This is a genomic window from Pseudomonas sp. Pseusp3 (assembly GCF_047304225.1).
In the GTDB taxonomy this organism is placed as follows: Bacteria; Pseudomonadota; Gammaproteobacteria; order Pseudomonadales; family Pseudomonadaceae; genus Aquipseudomonas; species Aquipseudomonas fluorescens_CD.
The window spans coordinates 47908-64729 of sequence record NZ_JBGLYV010000021.1 but is presented as its reverse complement, the minus strand read 5'-3'; the positions used below and the strand labels follow the sequence as shown (position 1 = coordinate 64729).

Annotated in this window: 21 protein-coding genes; 5 read left to right on the top strand and 16 right to left on the bottom strand. The window is 55.3% G+C overall.

Annotated features, from left to right (window positions below; genetic code table 11):
* Nucleotides 1–106 precede the first annotated feature (106 nt).
* The 11 genes from ACCD00_RS09925 to ACCD00_RS09875 all read right to left on the bottom strand — a co-directional run bounded on the left by ACCD00_RS09925 (nt 107) and on the right by ACCD00_RS09875 (nt 8418).
* Nucleotides 107–1297, bottom strand: coding sequence for an STY4528 family pathogenicity island replication protein (locus ACCD00_RS09925; RefSeq protein ID WP_413424011.1), 1191 nt, complete (start codon nt 1295–1297; stop codon nt 107–109).
* Nucleotides 1294–1842: a DUF2857 domain-containing protein gene (locus tag ACCD00_RS09920; protein ID WP_413424009.1), complete on the bottom strand. Its 549-nt coding sequence runs from the start codon at nt 1840–1842 to the stop codon at nt 1294–1296. Before ACCD00_RS09920 ends, ACCD00_RS09925 begins: the two co-directional genes overlap by 4 nt.
* Nucleotides 1839–3425: a ParB family protein gene (locus ACCD00_RS09915; RefSeq protein ID WP_413424007.1), complete on the bottom strand. Its 1587-nt coding sequence runs from the start codon at nt 3423–3425 to the stop codon at nt 1839–1841. Before ACCD00_RS09915 ends, ACCD00_RS09920 begins: the two co-directional genes overlap by 4 nt.
* A 14-nt stretch (nt 3426–3439) precedes the next feature.
* Nucleotides 3440–3574, bottom strand: coding sequence for a hypothetical protein (locus ACCD00_RS09910; protein ID WP_261398004.1), 135 nt, complete (start codon nt 3572–3574; stop codon nt 3440–3442).
* Nucleotides 3575–3732: 158 nt separating this feature from the next.
* Entirely contained in the window at nt 3733–4575 is an 843-nt protein-coding gene (locus ACCD00_RS09905) for a ParA family protein (protein WP_222590375.1), read from the bottom strand.
* A 4-nt stretch (nt 4576–4579) separates the two neighbouring features.
* Entirely contained in the window at nt 4580–4810 is a 231-nt protein-coding gene (locus ACCD00_RS09900; RefSeq protein ID WP_222585659.1) for an AlpA family phage regulatory protein, read from the bottom strand.
* 115 nt (nt 4811–4925) lie between these two features.
* Nucleotides 4926–5675 carry a hypothetical protein gene (locus tag ACCD00_RS09895; protein WP_222585660.1) on the bottom strand — a complete coding sequence of 250 codons (750 nt, stop codon included), beginning with the start codon at nt 5673–5675 and terminating at the stop codon, nt 4926–4928.
* Between the two features lie 256 nt (nt 5676–5931).
* Nucleotides 5932–6276, bottom strand: coding sequence for a PhzF family phenazine biosynthesis protein (locus tag ACCD00_RS09890; protein ID WP_222590376.1), 345 nt, complete (start codon nt 6274–6276; stop codon nt 5932–5934).
* 259 nt (nt 6277–6535) lie between these two features.
* On the bottom strand, nt 6536–6811 hold the full coding sequence (locus ACCD00_RS09885; protein WP_261398005.1) for a hypothetical protein: 276 nt from the start codon (nt 6809–6811) through the stop codon (nt 6536–6538).
* Nucleotides 6802–7065: a hypothetical protein gene (locus tag ACCD00_RS09880; RefSeq protein WP_413424004.1), complete on the bottom strand. Its 264-nt coding sequence runs from the start codon at nt 7063–7065 to the stop codon at nt 6802–6804. Before ACCD00_RS09880 ends, ACCD00_RS09885 begins: the two co-directional genes overlap by 10 nt.
* Before the next feature lie 576 nt (nt 7066–7641).
* Nucleotides 7642–8418: an IclR family transcriptional regulator gene (locus ACCD00_RS09875; RefSeq protein WP_222585663.1), complete on the bottom strand. Its 777-nt coding sequence runs from the start codon at nt 8416–8418 to the stop codon at nt 7642–7644.
* A gap of 167 nt (nt 8419–8585) precedes the next feature.
* Between ACCD00_RS09875 and ACCD00_RS09870 the strand changes: the two genes are divergently transcribed.
* From ACCD00_RS09870 to ACCD00_RS09850, 5 genes are all read left to right on the top strand, one after another.
* Nucleotides 8586–9344 carry an ABC transporter substrate-binding protein gene (locus ACCD00_RS09870; protein ID WP_222585664.1) on the top strand — a complete coding sequence of 253 codons (759 nt, stop codon included), beginning with the start codon at nt 8586–8588 and terminating at the stop codon, nt 9342–9344.
* Between the two features lie 49 nt (nt 9345–9393).
* On the top strand, nt 9394–10062 hold the full coding sequence (locus tag ACCD00_RS09865) for an amino acid ABC transporter permease (protein WP_222585665.1): 669 nt from the start codon (nt 9394–9396) through the stop codon (nt 10060–10062).
* Complete coding sequence (locus tag ACCD00_RS09860; protein WP_222585666.1) at nt 10059–10802, top strand: amino acid ABC transporter ATP-binding protein; 744 nt, start codon at nt 10059–10061, stop codon at nt 10800–10802. Before ACCD00_RS09865 ends, ACCD00_RS09860 begins: the two co-directional genes overlap by 4 nt.
* Nucleotides 10799–12085, top strand: coding sequence for an NAD(P)/FAD-dependent oxidoreductase (locus ACCD00_RS09855; protein ID WP_222585667.1), 1287 nt, complete (start codon nt 10799–10801; stop codon nt 12083–12085). The genes ACCD00_RS09860 and ACCD00_RS09855 overlap by 4 nt, the downstream gene beginning before the upstream one ends.
* 99 nt (nt 12086–12184) lie before the next feature.
* Nucleotides 12185–12532 (top strand): cupin domain-containing protein, encoded by a 348-nt coding sequence (locus ACCD00_RS09850; protein ID WP_222585668.1) that lies wholly within the window; start codon nt 12185–12187, stop codon nt 12530–12532.
* 238 nt (nt 12533–12770) lie between these two features.
* Here the strand turns inward: ACCD00_RS09850 and ACCD00_RS09845 are convergent, their stop codons facing one another.
* The 5 genes from ACCD00_RS09845 to ACCD00_RS09825 all read right to left on the bottom strand — a co-directional run bounded on the left by ACCD00_RS09845 (nt 12771) and on the right by ACCD00_RS09825 (nt 16630).
* The gene (locus ACCD00_RS09845) at nt 12771–13226 is read right to left on the bottom strand and encodes a hypothetical protein (RefSeq protein ID WP_413424000.1); all 456 of its coding nucleotides are present in this window, start codon (nt 13224–13226) and stop codon (nt 12771–12773) included.
* A 243-nt stretch (nt 13227–13469) separates the two neighbouring features.
* Nucleotides 13470–14198: an amino acid ABC transporter ATP-binding protein gene (locus ACCD00_RS09840; RefSeq protein WP_222585670.1), complete on the bottom strand. Its 729-nt coding sequence runs from the start codon at nt 14196–14198 to the stop codon at nt 13470–13472.
* Between the two features lie 10 nt (nt 14199–14208).
* Nucleotides 14209–14904: an amino acid ABC transporter permease gene (locus ACCD00_RS09835; protein ID WP_222585671.1), complete on the bottom strand. Its 696-nt coding sequence runs from the start codon at nt 14902–14904 to the stop codon at nt 14209–14211.
* A gap of 2 nt (nt 14905–14906) precedes the next feature.
* Entirely contained in the window at nt 14907–15641 is a 735-nt protein-coding gene (locus ACCD00_RS09830) for an amino acid ABC transporter permease (RefSeq protein WP_222585672.1), read from the bottom strand.
* 92 nt (nt 15642–15733) lie between these two features.
* Nucleotides 15734–16630, bottom strand: a complete 897-nt coding sequence (locus ACCD00_RS09825) for a transporter substrate-binding domain-containing protein (RefSeq protein WP_222585673.1) — start codon at nt 16628–16630, stop codon at nt 15734–15736.
* Nucleotides 16631–16822 lie beyond the last annotated feature (192 nt).

Below are 16822 nucleotides of genomic sequence, written 5' to 3'. Positions count from 1 at the left end.
AGTCATTTCCATGGATGGCGATGGCTGTATCACTCGGATTGTACAGGTTCGGCCCTTTGCGATCTCTCAGTAGAACTCAGTAGATTTGATGCCACTGGCATCAAATCTACTGATGTCCAGGGCGTTTGCTGCGCAGCTGGCGCAGCTCATTCAGGCAAGCTTGGGCTAGGGCAGAGACGGGTTCGCCCTGTTTTCGGGACGGGCGTGACGGTGCTGTTGGGGGCGGTTCTACAATGTGTGAGGGCTCTGTCTGACCTGCCCAGGGATGAAAGTCGCCTTTCAGTGCGCGCTGGACAAGCCCCATCAGATAGGCCGCCGGCTTGCGGATACTACCGACCGCACAGCGTGCACCGGCTTCGTTGAGCACCGCCTGCCGATCCGCTGGGTTGAGCTTGTTCAGCGCCACGGTCACGGCCTGACGCTCGCTTGGACTCAGGTGCAGCGAATCGGGCCAGAGCAGGTTATCCACCGCTAGGGTCGCGCGCGGTACTGTACAAATACTTTCTTTTAATACAGTACAGGCGGCGTTCGGATTCCGAACTGCGCCGGAAACATTGGCATTCAAGCCCGGTTCGGAATCCGAACGAGGGCCTGCACGATTCCGAACGAGGTGATCTTCCCCCAATTCGGAATCGTGTAACGTATCATCGGTTACCAAGTCCAATCCTTGCTGCATCCAGTGTTCGCCCCAGCTGTCAAGCCGCGTGGGTAGCTGACCTAAATCGATACGGGTGTCCTGGCGAATTTCTTCCAGAACATGCTGAGCCACAATGCGCACAGCCTTGGTCGCATGACCGATGGCATGTCCGACTAGCTCCAGGTAATCCTGATCCAACTCCATGGCTTCGGCGGGGGTTAACGGCTCATCGTGCAGGACGTACAGAGAGCCTTGTAGGCGCCCACTGAGCTGATCGCGGCCACGGCTCACCAAGCTGAGCCAGCGGGTTAGTCTGAGCATGGTCAACATGCGAGCGATGGTTTCACGGGAGGCTGACGCACCGTAGGGCACGCTCGACAGGTAAGGCTGCAAATCCTCATAGCGCGGTGTGACCACGCCCTGGCCTTGCAACATGAGCCGAAACACCTGCCAGGCATTACGTTCCAATGGCGTCAGCCGACTATCCAACAGTAGGCGACGCGGCACGACTTCGTGTGATTGGCCGCTGAACAGAAAGCCAGCCTGCAGCGCCTGATTGGAAGGTTGTTCAGTGGCAGGGCGCGCGGGCCAGCGCTCATTCAACTGCCGGGTGCATTGCTGCAGGACACGCTGCCAGCGATTGGAAGGGGCCGTGTTCATGTTCTGTTGCTGTACTGGTCGATCTGCTGCCAAACGATGGTCAAGCTGATCTGTTGCTCTTCCGCCAGCATCATCATGGCGTCGAGCTGATCCTCGGCACCGTCCTGAGTGCGTAGCTGGCACCATCGCTGCCAGAGCGCATGTTCCTGTGCTTCGCTCAAATGCTGAGGGCGGCCTTTACGAGCTTCGATCTTGAGCAGACGTCGGCGCAGGGCGGTTTCCGAATGCGCCAAGCCAAAGCACTGGTACATGATGCTGCTACTGGCGCCCAGCTTGAGCGCTCGGTTGATCAATCGCTCGTTCTGCTCATCGCGTTCGGCTTGCTCGATCAACCTATGCAGCACCGGTGAGTCAATCTTGACCTCAACCCAGGGTACGGTGGCATGGGCCAAGCGTGACAGCGTGGTGGGCGGTAAGGACTGCAACAAGTAGATGTCGTCCTCACCCAGTCCGAGTGCCTTACAGCGTTGCAGATTACCCAAGCGCAGCTCATGCAGCACCTGGGTCAGCATGGCCTGGTTGAGCACATTGAAGGACAAGCTCATGGCAGCTCCTTCGGTGAGTTGTCTTCAGGGGCCAGCGTTAAGTCGATCAGGCGTCGGGCCAGGCGGATCAGGCGATACAGTTTGATTAACAGACCGTCGGGCAGTCGCTCCAGCCCTACGTCCATGGCGGGACGATCGGTCAGCGGGAGTTGATAGACCCCCAATAACAGTTGCCCGAACAGGGCGGAGGGCAGTTGCTTGCGATCTTCCCAGTCCACGTCGTCTTGAGCGCGCGACAGGGCCAGGAGCAGCAGGTGAACGCCGGTCGCGCGAGGCGCTGCAAGATCCAGTCGCTCGATGTTCAGGGCGAAGCCCAAGCCATGCTGCTGATCGATGATGCTCTCGGGATGTCCGGCATAGGCCGCCATTTCCCGAGCCAGTCCGGCAATGGCTAAACGCAGTTGTTCGGGGCTATCCAGTGTTGGTGCGATGATCCAGATTTCGGCGATCGTGCACATTTCGACGGTCGATTCTGCTTCGGCGGATGTCTCTCGATCGATCTGCTCGCGAATCTGCTGAACTCGCGACGCAGGGCAAACTGCTGATATGACTTTCGTTTCGGGTGGAGTGAGCAGCTCCTCTCGAGCGGTTTCGGTCTGGGTTCTGATCTCAGCTGATTGGGGACGGGACTCGGAGGAGGGCGATCCTGCCGCAGCTTCATCAACGCTCGGCAGATGACTGCTCTCTGAGGGGGCTGCGACGACAACGCCAGGCGTCGAGATGACCCGATGGGTATCGCTCAGCTCCAGGGCCAACATACGATAGGACGATCCGAGCAAGCGGCTCATGCGTTCGAGCAGTTCATCCTGGATTTGCTCAAGATCGAAGGACTCGGGGTCAGTATCGAAGTAGCCCAGGGTATCGAGCCAAAACTCGGTGAACGCAACGGTGGCGGTTGGATAACGGTTCCAGGTTCGCTCTGCCTGACTACGTAGAGCGATCAGGCGTTCTATCTGGGGTTTACCCAGCCCGGCATACAGGGTTTGCGGAATGGCCGGCAGTAGGTGTTCGAGGGTGTCGAGCATCCGGCTGATGTGCGACTGTGAAATTGGATAGCCTCCAGCGGCAAGACGTCGTGCCAGCTCACGTTGCGAGAGTACTACTCCATCTGGTTCGAGCATGGTTTTGAGTTTGGCTACCGCCAATGCACGTTCGATGAAGGTGAGTTGGCCGTGTAGATCGCTTTCGGCTAGATGGCCGAGTAGGGTGGTGATTTCATTGGTCCAGGGTCGGAACAGGCAATGAATGCGGAAGAAGCGCTCGTCGCGAGTTTCCTGCCATAGCTCGCCGAGAATCGCCAAACGCGTATTACCGCCGTTGCGGATGATGAAATAGGTTTCTCCCGGGCGGCGAGTAATCGGCGGCGGTTGATCCAGCCCGCGTTCACGGATGGACGCCTTGATATCGTCATACAGCGGATTGCGGATGAAGCGTGGGTTGAGTTCGTAGGGCCGCAACTGCTCCAGCGTGACCAGCATAGGTGTGTCGATGAGTGGATCGGACAGCCGCTCCAGTTCTGGGCCCCGAGGGAAGTGGTCCTGGTGCAGCTTGTCAGTGATCTCCTCCTGACTGAGCTTTTTCATCGGAACAACCTCAGTTAACGCCGGGTGCGCAAAAGGTCACCGACCTCGAACTTGACGATTTCGACGGTCCCCGAACCTTCGAAATGTCGGGAGATTTCTGCGAGGAACCACGCCGTGACCGAGCGCCCACCCTGCAGGTGAAAGACCACAGTGCAGTACTCCTCGCAAGGTGGGAGTAGTGGTCGAATGGATGGTTGGACGATGATGGGCAGTTGATCCAACATCAAAAGACTCCTTGCCAAACGCTGTTGGCCTCAAGGTCGATAAAAAAATGACTTGGCGAGAAATGGTGGCTTGATGATTCGTCTCATTGATCCTCCGCGCACCTGCTGACCGTAGCGATCGCTTCGCGCCATTCCGGAAACAACTCGATGGCCAGCGCCTGCATGATTTCCAACGCTGAGTGCGAGCCTCGTTCACGTGACCGACGCGTTTCGATTCGGTGGACCGGTAGGCCGAGGGAGGCAGCATTGAGATACGCGACTCGATCGGGAATTACGGTATTTAGGACCAAGATGTGGGTAGCCCCAGCGAAGGTCTCGCGCAGGCCTTGGATGATCATCCGGGTATCCACCCGAATGGCGTTCACCCGGTTTAGTAGCAGTCGCAAGGATGGTGGTGGAATGCCCAGGTAGCTGAACGGTTCGAGTTCGCTGAGCAGCTTCAAGGTGCCGCGCCGCAGTTCGCGGGCGGCGAGCATTTCAGGCGTGATGGGAGAAAGGGCGAGATCGGAGGCGAGGATGGCCATCTCCAGCAGCACGCTACGTGCGCCTTGGGTGTCGATCAAAAGCAGGTCATAACTGGAACGGAAATGGTCGAGCAAGTTGCGCAGCCGTAATCGCCCGTCAGGAACGTGCAGCAGCAAGGTGCTCAGTCGGCTTTGGTCGTCGTTGGAGAGGATCAGGTCGAGACCGACGACCTCAGTCGTGGAAATTATCTGCGCGGGATCTGTCTGGTTGAGCGCAATGAGTTCGTACGCACCCGCGATGGCCTCGTGGTTCAAGGCGTAATAGCTGGAGAGGGTGGGTTGGCTATCCAGATCGAGCAGCAGGACGCGTAGGCCAGCATCCGCCAGCAGACCGCCGAGGTTCGCAGCGACTGTGGTTTTCCCCACCCCACCTTTGGTAGAAACCACCGATACAACTCGCATGGCATCAGGCCTGCTGGTCCAGGCGTTCAACGATCCACCGTTCGATCTCCCGCGAGTCCCAGCCGACAGCACGCAATCCAATGCGTTTAGCCTGAGGGAATTTACCTACTTTCATCAGGTTGTAGATGTGCGCACGCTTGAAGCCGGTTTTTCGCTCTACCTCGTCACGGCGCATGATGTGACGTTCGACTTGTAGTTGAGGAGCTTCAGTGATGGGGGAAGGTTGACTAGACATGCTGGTCACTCCTGGCGCCGATTGGCGCGTTATGGGAAGTGACCCGAATTGAATACTAGAAGTGGGATCGAGTCATTGCACTGCAATCGGGTGGATTGCAGCGCAATTTCTTGGATTATTTGCTTTTTTTGAGACTGCGGTTAGCTGTAGCAAATTTTTCGTCCAGTGTCCGTTTGCTAATGCCTGGCACATCTTTATAGCGTGCGATAATGGCATCGACGATTGCTGCTTGATTCTTAAATACGGAAAGAGGCTTTCCAGCGGGAGAATGATCCAGGAGTAGGTTGACCAAAACACCGATGATGTTTTGGTATGTGAGTTCGCTACGCTCGCTGAGTTGTCCGTGCGTTTTGACAAACACTTTGAGGTCATCCCGTTCAACCCCTATCGCCTGAAGATCTACCAAAATATCCTGATGGTGAAGACGTAGCGTGTTGAGCTCCTGCAATAGGATATCTCTATCCGCCTGTAGCGCCAGGAACGTCCCTAAACTGACTTTTTCATGTGAGTCTCTGCCTGACTCAAACAAGAAGCTAGGTTTCTGATCGGGGTAGTAAATCTCCATCCATTGGCGTAAATCTGAGTGACGTATTGTTAATTGATAGGGTTCCACGTAAGTCCCCATGGGAACCGAAATACCGAGGCAACCATAAGGCAATTCTCTATTACGTACCGCATCGTAGATTTTTTCGGTGGTTGCGTGTAGGCCTGGCCATTGCGGGAATAGGGACGCAAGTTTCCCAGGACAAGACCATGCAGCTTGCACTATTTGTGCTTCATAACGGATGAGGTTGCACCACCGCAATGCTGCGTCGATGGGGCGGTAGAAGGTTTTTGTCTGCGGATTGTAAATATAAACGGACATGTACGGATGGATCTCCATTCCTGATGGATAGGCCTCCCGCGAATCATCTGTATATCAACCTAGCTGATGGCAGCGGCTGTTTTACTCGACTCTGTCACTCGGTGAGGTCATTCCATTTACCTATCACTCACTATGATCTTCATGATTGTTTGTTCAACCCCTATCCCTTGGTGGATGGATAGGTTCTCGCGATCTGTTTTCCATTTCTGAGCCTAGATACCGAGGATCGATTTCACGGTCAGTGAAGTACAGGTGGCTAGGCTAATTTGCAGACAATCGATTTCGGGTTAGGTTCAAGCAGTGAATCGGTTGTCGATGACCCAAGACAAGGGGGCAGACACGATCTCTCTAGGAAGTACGTCCAGAACTTCTCGCGAAAAGCTGTGGAATGTCGAGCGGTACCTATGCGGCTTGTTCGATACTCGCAACTCATCGACGCGGTGAGAAATATCAACGAAGCCTTCTCGTTATTGATCAGTAGGTCGTGTGCGGTCGCCAAGGTGGTGTGGCCGCAAAAATCGAATTCATGCGCTGGAGCAAACCGGCGCAGATCCCATTCCCCATCGGGCCGGGCTTTGAAAAAAAACCGTTTCGGCGAGATTGTTGTCCTATGTAATAGTCAGGTACCAGGTCGTCCGGCTGCCAGTCTTCAAGTACGAGAACGGCAGCTGGGTTCCGGGAAAAAAGCCGGCGGTGAAGGCATCGACTTGATGCATTCGCATGCTTAGATCTTTGGTCATAGGTGGCTTGCCTGTTAGTGGTCTCGACAGACTCATTCCTGCTGCTCATCGAGATACCTGCAATCCAGATGCGAGGTGCATCGCCGATGTTCCAGCCGCGCTCAATGCGGGCTTGCAGTCTCAGTTGACAACGGTAATAGCGCCAATCGCGATGGCGGCCACCAGCATGACCAGGACTGTCCCGAGTGTCCATTTCAGGGAGACTCGCTGGTTGATGCAACCAGAGGGCTGAGGAGGTGAAGGTTGGCCGACGAGTGAAGCAATCGCCATTTCATTCGGGCCGCTTCCATAGTGAGCCGCCGTCGCGGCGAGAACGGGTAGCACGCCAAAATAAAACGCATCGTTTGTCAGTACATGAGTGAAAGGCACGCTTAGCAAGGCGGTGATCAACGACATGTAATGCCCAGCCTGTGCCGGCAGGATCGTGATGATGTTGTCCGAGTTGCCTTGATCATCCCGGTGCCACTCATGATGCCGACGAATATGCCCGCGCCGAAGATCAGCAGGGTAACCGCCATAACGTTGTCGGCATGACGAGCGATGACCTCTTTCTGCTGTTTCAGGCTTGGGTAATTGACCAGGCAAGCCAGGCCAAATGCCAGCATGAACAGGATCGACAGGGGCATCCACCTGGGCAAGATGATGGGCAAGCGAGCATCACTGCATACCACCTCGTTGAGAGACCGTTCTCTGGTGGCCAAACAAGCCATTGTCGCCGGCGTTTTGCGCGACGCCTGGCCTCATATTGAGGCAGGGCGGGTAGTTCCCGTGATTGACGATGTGTTTAACTTCGAGGAGATCGTGGAGGCACACAGGCACACAGGCACATGGACTCAGGCGATCACATAGGGAAGATCGTCGTCCGAATGCCAGGTCGATAGGCCATTGGAGCCCGCTCTAAAGGGCAGGGCGGGCTTACTTGCTACAGAGATCGTCGTGGTTAAACGAGTTGCACACCTTAGCGCAGTGCCATTTTATCGGCGAGCTTTCCTGTTTTTCCACCCCGGCCTTCCGGCTACTCTTTTCAGCCCGCCGACCTTGCCGACGCAGCGCTCGATTCGTGTACTGGGAACCACGAAGCGATCGAGACGTCGGTTCACCTGGCGACTGCACTAGGGGCCGACCAAGCGTAGCGCCTGCAGGGCGATGCCGAACAGGCCGAGGCCTCATTTTCAGGTAGGGAGAGGGCTACCAGTCGGGGGGGGGAGGGCGATTGCAATTCATCATCAGAGAGAACGTATCGAGGTGCTGATTGCGTGGGCACACTTTACGACCGCTGGAGCTATCTGTCGTTGCGCCTCCTCTAACGTCCATCGGCTGGTCGGCGCAACCACGTGCACCGAGGCCACGGGTTTATGGTGGCTGTTGATGACAGGCGCCGCAATGGTCATATCCCCGAGGTAAAGCTCCTCAAGGTTGACGGCATAACCTTTGTCTCTGACCGCCTGAATCGCGCTGACAATCTCGTCCACCCTTGTCAGGGTGTGTTGCGTATGCCGCTTCAGATCACTGGCAGCCAGCACCTCACCAAGCCCCTCATCGCTTAAGGTGCTTAGATAAGCCCTGCCAGAAGCGGTGCAATACATCGGTATGCGACTGCCGATAGGCAGGTGGATCGGAATGAACTTAGGGGCTACGAAACGAGCCACATAGATCATTTCCAGGCCGACCGGTTCGGTGAGGTTCGTGGATTCCCCCGTGAGCTGAGCCAGTTCGGCGAGAAAAGGATTGGCGACGTCTACCAGCGTATCTGCGGCCAGATAGTTGTAACCAATTTCCATGACGCGGGGAGTGAGCTGGAAACGCCTGGATTGAGGGTTTTTGCACACGTACCCCAGCGTCTCCAAGGTGAAAATCATGCGCTGTGCAGAGCTCTTGTTGATGCCTGCGGCCTCGGCAATTTCCGCCAGATTCATTGTCCGCTGGCGCGCGTTGAATGCACGCAGCACTGCTAGCCCCTTCTCTAGAGACTGATTGAAGAGGCTGTTTTCGTTCTCACTCATGGCTCATCTCTCTGGCTTGATTGGTTTTAATATCGATATGCGATACTTATAAACCGCTTTACGATTTTTGTAAATCGTATATATTTAATTCAAGGCCGACTTTTGATACGAGAAGGCTGTCCATCACGCACAACTACAACAAACCGCGTCAAACTGGAGTATTCGACATGTATCCTCGTCTTCGTGTGTTCGCCTGTACCATTGCTCTGTTCGCTGGCTGTACTGCTTCGCTTGTTGCTCAAGCGGAAACGTTCAAGGTCGGTGCCACCGCCACCGGAGTACCCTTCACCTTCCTGGATGTGAAAAGCAACAATATCCAGGGCATGATGATCGACACCGTCGAAGCCGTCTCCAAGGCTGCTGGCTTCGAGGTGGATATCGCGCAAACCACCTTCGCTTCGCTTATCCCGTCCCTGACAGCCAGTAAAATTGACATGATCTCAGCAGCGATGGTGCGTACCCCGGAGCGCGAGAAAATCGTGCAGTTTTCCGATCCGGTTTTCGAGTACGGCGAGGGTTTGGTAGTGCGGGCTGACGACAATACGCCGTACACCGGCATGGATGACTTCAAGGGTGAGGTGGTGGGTGCCCAGGTCGGCACCATTTTCCTCGATGCGCTCAATAAGCGCGGCATCTACAAGGAAGTACGTGGCTATGACTCGATCGCGGACCTGACCCGCGACCTGTCCCTGGGGCGGATCAAGGCCGGTTTCGCCGACCGCCCCATCCTGGCGTACCAGATGTCTTCAGGCACCCTGCAGAAGGTGCGGCTGGTTGACTCCTATCAGCCTCAGATCAAGGGTGAGGTATGCCTGATTCTGCGCAAGGGCGATGAGCAGGCGCTCACCAAAGTGAATAAGGGCATCGCCACTATCAGGGCAGATGGCACCCTCGCACGCATTGTCGAGAAGTGGAAGCTTAACTAAGCGCCTTTGTTGGCCTGGTACCTCGCCAGGCCTTGGTTGAACTCGCCTCATGGATAATCCTATGTTTCTCCAGAATGCTCTGGACTTCCTTCCCATTCTCTTGAGCGGGGCGGTGGTCACTTTGCAGGTTACGGTTGCATCCTTCCTGCTCAGTTCGGTCATCGGCCTGGTTTTGGCCTTGATGATGGTGTCCAAGGTCCGCACCATTTCGTTGTTCGCGATCACCGTGGTCAACTTGATCCGCGGTCTTCCAATCATCGTTCAACTGTTCTACATCTATTTCGTACTACCCGAATTCGGCATTCAACTGACAGCTATGCAGGCCGGCATTATCGGTCTCGGTATTGCCTACTCGGCCTACCAGGCAGAGAACTTCAGGGCCGGCATACAGGCTATTCAGCAAGGGCAAATCGAGGCCGCGGAATCGCTGGGTATGCGCAGTTACATGGTGATGCGCCGTGTTGTCCTTCCGCAAGCATTCCGTATCGCTTTGCCACCCTACGGCAACACCTTGGTAATGATGCTCAAGGACTCATCGCTGGTGTCCACTATTACCGTTGTGGAGATGACCCGAGCAGGTCAACTGATCGCCTCATCCACATTCGAAAACATGACGGTCTATACCCTGGTAGCGCTGCTCTACCTCACTTTGAGCCTGCCGCTGTCCTTCGCGTTACGCCGCCTTGAGAAGCGGCTTGGAATGAGGAAATCGTCATGATAGAGATCAAAGCCCTGCGCAAGAGCTACGGCAACACCTGCGTGCTCGAAGGTATCGACCTGCAAGTTAATAGCGGTGAAGTGGTTTGTCTGATCGGTCCGTCAGGCTCTGGTAAATCCACGCTTCTTCGGTGCATCAATGGCCTGGAGACTTATGAGGGCGGGGACATCCTGGTGTCCTCCGAACGCGTTGATCGTCACGCCAAAAGCATCCACGAGATCCGTACTCAGGTTGCCATGGTTTTCCAGCGTTTCAATCTGTTCCCTCATCGCACCGCCCTTGAGAACGTGATGGAGGGCCCGATCTATGTGAAAAAGGAAAACCCTCAAGAAGCTCGCGAGCACGCTCGCCAGCTATTGGAGAAGGTTGGCCTTTCGCATCGTATCGATGCCTTCCCGGACGAGCTTTCGGGCGGTCAGCAGCAACGGGTAGCGATCGCGCGTGCATTGGCGATGCGCCCGAAGGCCATCCTTTTCGATGAACCGACCTCTGCGCTCGACCCTGAATTGGTGGGTGAAGTACTGGCGGTAATGCGCAAACTGGCCGACGAAGGCATGACCATGGTGGTGGTGACTCATGAGATGGGATTTGCCCGGGAGGTTGCTGATAAGGTCTGCTTCCTTTATGGCGGTCGTATCGTGGAAGAAGGTCCTGCCCAGGAAGTTCTGGGTGCACCCAAGCATGCACGAACTCAAGATTTTTTGCGCCGTCTGCTCAACACCGATGAGGTGTCGGCATGACCGGGCAGCCGTTGGCATTACCTCCTTCTCTCTGGGCATCCACGGCCGCTACCGGGCCGGTGACACCGCGGCTTGGTGAAAACAAGCAGGTAGACGTTGCTATCGTCGGGGCCGGCTATACCGGCCTGGTAACGGCCCTGCACCTGGCGGCAGGTGGTGCGAATGTGTGCGTTCTGGACGCAGCCGAGCCTGGCTGGGGAGCGTCGGGACGCAATGGAGGCCAGGTAATTCCGGGGCTTAAGCACGATCCGGACGATTTGCTAAGGATGTTTGGGGGCGAGCTCGCCGAGGCCCTGATCGATGTGGTAGGCAATGCGGCTGACGAAGTGTTCGAACTGATCGATCGCTACGGTATTGAATGCGATGCCACCCGTAAAGGTTGGATTCAACCAGGTGTATCCGCTACGGCAATGCGAAATATCGAGAGCCGGGCAGAGCAATGGCGACGACGTGGCGTGCCTGTGGAAATGCTTGATAAAGCCAGCGTGACCAAGCGAATCGGCAGTCATGATTACTTGGGGGCCTGGGTCGATCCACGTGCCGGTAGCGTGCACCCATTGAACTATGCCCGTGGACTGGCTCGCATCGCCCTCAACCACGGTGCTGAAATTTATGGTCACAGCCCGGTCGTTAAGCTGGAGTCCAGGGACGGCTATTGGAATTTGACGACGGGCCAAGGTTGCAAGGTCCGAGCCCAGCATGTGGTACTCGCGACTAATGGATACACCGACAACCTCTGGCCAGGTTTGCGGCAGACGGTCCTTGCCGCCAACAGCTTCATTATCGCGACCCGGCCTCTGCCCGAAAAGCTTAGGAAAACGGTATTACCTGGTGGCGAAGTCTGCTCCGACGCCCGTCGGCTGCTGACCTATTTTAAGCAAGATGCTCAAGGTCGAGTTCTGTTTGGTGGTCGTGGGCCATTTTCAGAGCCAAGGTCGAATACTGACTGGGCTCATCTGGAGCGATCATTGACAGGCGTCTTTCCACAACTGGAAGGCGTGCCTTTGGAATATCGCTGGAGCGGTCGCGTAGCACTGACAAAGGATTTCCTGCCTCATGTCCATCAGCCAAAGCCGGGCTTGAGTATGCTGCTTGGCTATAACGGACGCGGTATTGCACTTTCAACCAGCCTGGGTCGCCATTTAGCCATGAACATTCTCGGTAACGGGCAGAAATTCCCTTTTCCGATTACCGGCATCAAGCCGATTCCGTTTCATGGCCTGCAGCGTTTGTATGTCGGCCTGGGTATCGCTTGGTACCGTCTGCTCGACGCTTTGACCTGACGTCCAGTGGCGCCCAACTGACTCAGCATCTCGGGGGCAGCCGCTGTCGATCAAAATCCCCGCATCGCCTATTCGACGTAAAACATCAAGGAGACCAACATGTCCGTTGTCCGCATCCGTTTGCATGACCAAAGCACATTTTCCCCCAAAACTCCGGTGGGGCAGCCTATTGGAGAGCCCATCGCGATGACCCGTACAGCCGAACACATTCCCCTGGAAGGCTGCGACGCAGTGACAGGTTTCTGGGAGTGCAGCCCGGGGCAATTCCGCCGTCAAGTGGTAGGCGCCGAGTACAGCTACATTGTCAGTGGTGAGGGCACGTTCACGCCGGATAATGGAGAAGCCATCCAGTTCAAGCCAGGCGATGCACTCTTCTTCGAGGCCAACTCCCACGGTACCTGGGATATCCGCGAAGCGGTGCTCAAGACTTATCTGATATTCGAGTGATTGTCGATCACACATGGAGACATCCGGGCGCACATACCCTCTGCTGTGCAAGATTGAACACGTCGAAGTGCGCCTTTCAGTCTCCCGCCAGCACCCGAACTTGTTGCCGTCGTCCGGAAACCGACAAGCAGTTCACAACGACGCCTACTCAACTTTTGAGCAGGAGTACACTGAGTGATCAGTACGGACATGACAGGAAAAATCGGCGGATGTAATTGTGCGACAAGCTGTCGCTGCGTCAGTTCGCCAAACGTTCGGGGCTGTCGCGTAATACTCTCGCCACTGGAGATCGTGCCGCTGCAGCTGCGGTGTACCATGGGCGTTTGCGGAGATCGTAGTCAGCCGGCCGGTTGCCGGCCGGGATCGAATACATTGCGCCTTCCGCGGAACCGAACTGAGTGAAGGCGTAGCGCTCTGAGTAGCTAGTCAGCGAAATGCTCTGCAATACCGATGGACCAGAGGTCCCGTCTCTGCCGATAGTTTCAGAAAGCGCCTGTAACGTATCGATTTGGCCGTTGAGCCAAGTACTGATACCGGCGGCCATTAACTTCCCAGTCTTGGATAACTGAGCGTCTGCCTCTTTGTTCAAGAGCTCCATTTGCCGAAAATTATTCAGTCCGACCGACGCGGCGAATGCCCCCAGCAGAACACTCGCGACGACCAAAAGCAGCTTACTTTGAAAAGATAAACTCACCACTGTACTCCGTATTCAGTGTTCAAAAGCCATAGCGATGGCTTGGCCACCGCCGATGCACAGCCACGAGTTTTTTCCGCTTTCGCCTTTCATCATCTCCTGTAGCCGTGAAACAACGATTTGGCAGCCAGCGGCTCTTGAAGCTATTGCATCTGGTTGGTCAACGATCCTTAAAAGGTACCGATCGCGTCGCGGCATGGATTGCAACGTCTGCACTCAGTGCTCCGAGTGCCTGTTACGGAGTCAATGAGTAAGGATTTTTGAAAGGAATTGTTGAGCCCGATCTGACTCGGGTGAATCGAAGAACTCTTGGGAATTTCGGTCTTCGATAATTTCGCCCTGGTCCATGAAGATCACGCGGTTGGCGACCTTGCGTGCAAAACCCATTTCGTGGGTAACACACATCATCGTCATTCCCTCTTCGGCCAGTTCAACCATAACGTCCAAAACCTCATTGACCATTTCCGGATCGAGCGCGGAGGTCGGCTCATCAAACAGCATGCAGATCGGATCCATCGCCAGTGCTCGTGCGATCGCAACGCGCTGTTGCTGCCCACCAGACAGTTGACCCGGGTGCTTATGTGCGTGCGCTTGAAGTCCGACACGCTTTAACAGGCCCTGAGCTTTGCACATTGCCTCTTCGCGAGAGCGTTTCAGGACTTTGACCTGCGCGATGGCGAGGTTTTCGGTAATACTCATATGTGGGAACAGCTCAAAATGCTGAAACACCATGCCGACTCTTGAGCGAAGGCGTGGCAGGTTTATCTTCCCATCGGTCACGCTTGTACCGTCCACCGAAATGCTGCCCGACTGGATAGGCTCCAGTGCGTTGACGCATTTGATCAGCGTTGATTTGCCCGAGCCAGAAGGTCCGCAGACAACAACCACTTCGCCTTTTTTCACTTCTGTGCTGCAGTTCTTCAGGACCTGGAATGGGCCGTAGTGTTTTGAGATATTCTCAATTTTGATCACGATTCAACTCCTAGGCGTTAGCGCTGCTGCGGTTGAGTCGTGACTGGTAACGGCGCACGACTTTGGACAGGGTGAAACAGATGACGAAATATACGATTGCTACAAAGGTGTAGAACTCAACGAGTCGACTATCCCGCTGGGCAACCTTAGAGGCGGCGCCAAGAAAATCAGTTGCGGAAATGACGTACAACAGCGAAGTGTCCTGAAAAAGGATGATGACTTGGGTAAGCAGCACAGGAATCATGGCTCGAAATGCCTGGGGCAAAATGACGTATCGCATGTTCTGCACGTAAGTGAAGCCGACGGCCTGTCCTGCCGCGCTTTGCCCTTTCGCAACGGATTGGATACCAGCACGAATGACTTCGCAAAAGTAGGCGGCCTCAAAAATCGTGAAGGCAATGAACGCGGTTTTTGTGGTGCCGACTTGGACTGGTTCAGGAGATCCTAACAGCCAAGCGACAATTTCCGGTACCAGGAAGAAGATCCAGAATATCGCCAGGATTAGAGGGATCGAACGCATCAGATTGACGTATGCACCTGCCAAGGATCGCAACCAGACAAGTTGGCTCAAGCGCGCAAGCGCCAAAAGCGTCCCGAAGATGATGCCGCCGATCATCGCGACCGCCGTGACTTGCAAGGTAAACAGCATGCCTTGTGCGAGGTAGGGCAGAGCGTTGAGAACGACGCTGAAATCGAGGTTTTGCATGACTAGCGCTCCTGGGTTGCCGTACCGGGGATGTAGCTGGCACGTTCGATCATCGCCATCAGTCGGTTGACTGTCAGCGCTACCAAGACGTAGATCAGTGTCGCTGCACCGAAGGCTTCGTAGGTCCGGAAAGTGAATTCATTCATCTGCTGGGCTTGTGCGGTCAGCTCAATAACACCGATGGTCAAAGCAACCGAAGAGTTCTTGAAAATGGTCATGAACTCGCTGGTCAGTGGTGGGATGATCCTGCGTCCGGCCATAGGCAGCAGCACATAGCGATACGCTTGAGTCAGGGTCATACCCATCGCAAGTGCAGCAGCACGTTGTCCCTTCGCCAACGAGTTGATACCGGCCCGCACCTGTTCGCTGATACGTCCGGAGGTAAAGAGACCCAGGACAATCATCGCAGTGAAGAATGGTCCCCATGGAGCGCCGAACGATTTGATCCAGTCTCCCAGGTCAGTCGGTAGAAGCTCAGGTAAAACGAAATAAAACAGGAACAGTTGCACCAGCAACGGAATGTTTCGAAACAGCTCGACATAGCCATTTCCCAGGCGCACCAGCCAAGGGTAGGGAAGCGTCCGTGCAACACCGACCAGTGTCCCCATCACCAGCGCAATGATCCACGCTGAGAGAGCCAACGCCACGGTCCAAGCGAGGCCGGAGCCCAGCAGGCCAATGTAAGTCATCCCGGGCTCAGGCGATTGCTGGAGATACACGTCGAAATTAAATGACATCGGGAACTCCACGCCGCACCACGCTTCGTCCGGGAAGCGTGCGTGGGCTATAAATCAGAGGGCATGCCGTTTCCTCGGCATCAGGAGATCAATTAGCTGGAAGCCTTGTCCGAAGGCGCAGCAAACAGCTCCTTGAGGCGGCCGGGCATAGGGAAACCTATGGTGATGCCGGCAGGCGGGATAGGGCTCAGGAACCATTTCTCATACAGTTTAGTTGCCTGCCCATCGCTCATCATTTCACCGAGCGTGGCATCGACTTGAGCTTTGAATTGCGGATCGTCCTTGCGGAACATCAGCGCATAGGGATCGCCGCCAAAAGAGTCGTTCAGCAACTTCAAGGATGCAGGATCGCGCTCCTTCGCTCGAAGGCTTGAGACTAGGATGTCGTCTTCCATAAACGCTGCGGCGCGGCCCGTGGTGACCATGAGCAGTGATTCCGCGTGATCTTTACCTGCCTGGATTCGAAGGTCCAGGTTACGCTCTTCATTAATCTTGCGGATCAGCAGGGCCGTGTCGGTGCCTTGGGTTACAACAACAGGCTTACCCTTGAGGTCATCGATAGTTTTGTATGGTGAGTCGGCCTTGGTGATTAACCGCTTGGAGACCCAGAACGTAGAGTCGGAGAAGGCGACCTCTTTCTGTCTCTCCAGATAGTTTGCCGTCGAGCCGCACTCAAGATCCACCGTGCCGTTTTTCACGAGCGCGATGCGGTTGGATGAGTTGACTGGCTGGAAGCGGACGCTCAGGTTGTCCAAACCTAGCTTCTGCTTGATGGCCGTAACTACTGCCATGCAAAGATCCATGGAGTAACCCACGGGTTTCTGCTGGTCGTCATAGTACGAGAACGGCATTGATGATTCACGATGCCCGAGCACGATGGTGCCGGATTTCTGGATTTTATCGAGGGTTCCGGACAACGATTCTGCCGCCTGCACATTGAGCGCAGCGCCGAGGGTCAAGATACCTATAACTTTATAGAAGCGCTTCATAAGACAATCCCTATTATTTTCTGGGTGACAGTACTGTTGAAGGCAGAGAATGGTGCAAATGCAGGTTTTTTTTGTATTGGCTATCTGCATATGCACATGTAATCATGCATATTGAATATTTGCAATGAAAATTTGCATTTTGCGGACGAGCGTATGGGGGCGCAAATGGCGACGTAGCAAGCCCGACGGAGG

Excerpts from the sequence above, each read along its gene's own strand:
- ACCD00_RS09850 (WP_222585668.1), top strand. The coding sequence starts at position 12,185 with ATGTCCGTTGTCCGCATCCGTTTGCATGACCAAAGCACATTTTCCCCC.
- ACCD00_RS09860 (WP_222585666.1), top strand. The coding sequence starts at position 10,059 with ATGATAGAGATCAAAGCCCTGCGCAAGAGCTACGGCAACACCTGCGTG.
- ACCD00_RS09915 (WP_413424007.1), bottom strand. The coding sequence starts at position 3,425 with ATGAAAAAGCTCAGTCAGGAGGAGATCACTGACAAGCTGCACCAGGAC.
- ACCD00_RS09895 (WP_222585660.1), bottom strand. The coding sequence starts at position 5,675 with ATGTCCGTTTATATTTACAATCCGCAGACAAAAACCTTCTACCGCCCC.
- ACCD00_RS09865 (WP_222585665.1), top strand. The coding sequence starts at position 9,394 with ATGGATAATCCTATGTTTCTCCAGAATGCTCTGGACTTCCTTCCCATT.
- ACCD00_RS09900 (WP_222585659.1), bottom strand. The coding sequence starts at position 4,810 with ATGTCTAGTCAACCTTCCCCCATCACTGAAGCTCCTCAACTACAAGTC.
- ACCD00_RS09875 (WP_222585663.1), bottom strand. The coding sequence starts at position 8,418 with ATGAGTGAGAACGAAAACAGCCTCTTCAATCAGTCTCTAGAGAAGGGG.
- ACCD00_RS09885 (WP_261398005.1), bottom strand. The coding sequence starts at position 6,811 with ATGTCGTTGATCACCGCCTTGCTAAGCGTGCCTTTCACTCATGTACTG.
- ACCD00_RS09825 (WP_222585673.1), bottom strand. The coding sequence starts at position 16,630 with ATGAAGCGCTTCTATAAAGTTATAGGTATCTTGACCCTCGGCGCTGCG.
- ACCD00_RS09855 (WP_222585667.1), top strand. The coding sequence starts at position 10,799 with ATGACCGGGCAGCCGTTGGCATTACCTCCTTCTCTCTGGGCATCCACG.
- ACCD00_RS09920 (WP_413424009.1), bottom strand. The coding sequence starts at position 1,842 with ATGAGCTTGTCCTTCAATGTGCTCAACCAGGCCATGCTGACCCAGGTG.
- ACCD00_RS09830 (WP_222585672.1), bottom strand. The coding sequence starts at position 15,641 with ATGTCATTTAATTTCGACGTGTATCTCCAGCAATCGCCTGAGCCCGGG.
- ACCD00_RS09870 (WP_222585664.1), top strand. The coding sequence starts at position 8,586 with ATGTATCCTCGTCTTCGTGTGTTCGCCTGTACCATTGCTCTGTTCGCT.
- ACCD00_RS09925 (WP_413424011.1), bottom strand. The coding sequence starts at position 1,297 with ATGAACACGGCCCCTTCCAATCGCTGGCAGCGTGTCCTGCAGCAATGC.
- ACCD00_RS09835 (WP_222585671.1), bottom strand. The coding sequence starts at position 14,904 with ATGCAAAACCTCGATTTCAGCGTCGTTCTCAACGCTCTGCCCTACCTC.
- ACCD00_RS09905 (WP_222590375.1), bottom strand. The coding sequence starts at position 4,575 with ATGCGAGTTGTATCGGTGGTTTCTACCAAAGGTGGGGTGGGGAAAACC.